This window comes from Vibrio sp. 970 (assembly GCF_033339075.1).
The window spans coordinates 1-542 of the sequence record NZ_JAWOTW010000713.1 but is presented as its reverse complement, the minus strand read 5'-3'; the positions used below and the strand labels follow the sequence as shown (position 1 = coordinate 542).

The 542-nt window shown below is 45.6% G+C and carries 1 protein-coding gene; it reads left to right on the top strand.

Annotated features, from left to right (window positions below):
• Positions 1-542: aldo/keto reductase (locus R7Q11_RS28775; protein WP_225467298.1), on the top strand; the 542-nt coding region annotated here is incomplete at both ends.

The following is a 542-nucleotide window of genomic DNA, read 5'->3' as shown; positions in this document are numbered from 1 at the left end:
CCTGTTCCGCCAAAAGCAGAAACACAAGGCCTAACAGAACAATACATCGGCAACTGGTTGACAAAATCCGGCAAGCGAGAAAAAGTCGTTCTAGCGACAAAAGTGGCAGGGCCGCGCAATGTGCCTCACATCCGTGAAAACATGAGTTTAAATCGTCGCAATATCCATGATGCCATCGACTCTAGCCTTCAACGACTCCAAACCGATTACGTAGATTTGTACCAACTTCACTGGCCACAGCGTCAAACTAACTGCTTTGGCCAACTCAACTACCCTTACCCAGACAAGCAAGAAGAAGTGACGTTAATTGAAACCCTAGAAGCATTAACTGAACTGGTTAAGATGGGTAAAGTGCGTTACATCGGCGTATCTAACGAAACACCTTGGGGGGTGATGTCTTTGCTTCGTTTAGCGGAGAAGCATGATTTACCGCGTATCGTTTCAATTCAAAATCCATACAATCTACTCAACCGCAGCTTCGAAGTGGGTTTGTCTGAAATCAGCCATTATGAAGGTGTCCAACTGTTAGCGTATTCACCTCT